Genomic DNA, 599 nt, shown 5'->3' on the forward strand with positions numbered 1-599 from the left:
TCTCTTTAATATTCCACTTCTTAGACTTCGTTGCCTTGTCGGAAGGCTTTACAAGCACTTTACGACTCAGCATCTCAAAATGTGCGAATTGATAACTCATGACAACGATCCAAAAAATTTCTCGCAAATCGTTGAGAGTCTTCTTTTAAAATCATCAGACGTACAATTTTCCAAATCTAAATTATCGATACTCGAATACAAACCATCCTTGTCACATTCTTCTAAATCTTTAACCCAAAGGCGTATCTCATCTTTATTGTCATTAACAAAAACACACTCGTAACAAAAATCATCCTCGTCATCGTTCAAATATTCGTTGAATCTTAAAAAACCATATCCCCTGCTTTCTATGTAATCCAAAAACAAAGAAGAATGCGAAGGAAGACAACGCAAATAATCTCTATAACTTTTCACATCCTTCACAGGAAAAGAATGGTCAATATAATGGTCATGCAAACAAGTCATGATATCGTAAGGCTTTTCCCAACCGCAATAAACCTCGACCCCATTCCCAAACATATAACGAATAGCCTTGGTCTCATAACGTGCCTTCAATCGCACAGCCTTTATATTGAACAGATTTTCAAGCCTCTGTACTT

The 599-nt window shown here is 36.4% G+C and carries 1 protein-coding gene; it reads right to left on the reverse strand.

The genetic code is table 11. From position 1 onward, the window contains the following. Window positions 1-96: 96 nt before the first annotated feature. The coding region (locus KP705_RS16240) for a hypothetical protein (RefSeq protein WP_215764993.1) at window positions 97-599 on the reverse strand (503 nt) is incomplete at its 5' end.

Origin of the sequence: Gluconobacter sp. P1D12_c (assembly GCF_018812105.1) — a bacterium.
GTDB lineage: Bacteria > Pseudomonadota > Alphaproteobacteria > Acetobacterales > Acetobacteraceae > Gluconobacter > Gluconobacter oxydans_A.